This is a genomic window from Psychrobacter sp. CoH-33_TS_01, assembly GCF_058189395.1.
Window position 1 is genome coordinate 1 of sequence record NZ_JBVGQI010000029.1, and the last position, 782, is coordinate 782.

At 48.0% G+C, this 782-nt stretch carries 1 rRNA gene; it reads right to left on the reverse strand.

What is annotated here, in order from left to right:
• Positions 1 to 642: ribosomal RNA gene (locus ACZ2XM_RS15420) — 16S ribosomal RNA — on the reverse strand; the annotation flags it as partial.
• Positions 643 to 782 lie beyond the last annotated feature (140 nt).

Here is a 782-nt window from a genome sequence, read left to right on the forward strand (position 1 = left end):
ACAGTATCAGATGCAGTTCCCAGGTTAAGCCCGGGGATTTCACATCTGACTTATCAAGCCACCTACGCTCGCTTTACGCCCAGTAATTCCGATTAACGCTTGCACCCTCTGTATTACCGCGGCTGCTGGCACAGAGTTAGCCGGTGCTTATTCTGCAGCTAATGTCATCGTCTATGGGTATTAACCATAGAGTCTTCTTCACTGCTTAAAGTGCTTTACAACCAAAAGGCCTTCTTCACACACGCGGCATGGCTGGATCAGGGTTGCCCCCATTGTCCAATATTCCCCACTGCTGCCTCCCGTAGGAGTCCGGACCGTGTCTCAGTTCCGGTGTGGCTGATCATCCTCTCAGACCAGCTACAGATCGTCGCCTTGGTAGGCCTTTACCCCACCAACTAGCTAATCCGACTTAGGCTCATCCAATAGCGAGAGCTGCAAGCAGCCCCCTTTTCCCCGTAGGGTGTATGCGGTATTAATTCGAGTTTCCCCGAGCTATCCCCCACTACTGGGCAGATTCCTAAGTATTACTCACCCGTCCGCCGCTCGTCAGCGAGAAGCAAGCTTCTCCTGTTACCGCTCGACTTGCATGTGTTAAGCCTGCCGCCAGCGTTCAATCTGAGCCATGATCAAACTCTTCAGTTTAATCTTGCTATGAAGCTCTTTAAAGAAGCTTCTAAACTTGGCTCATTCTATTACTAGCAAATTTGCTTTCCGTATGTTTCATATAATGAATTAACTTAGAGTTTCTTTGCTTATAAAGAATGATAATTTTTATAGTTAGC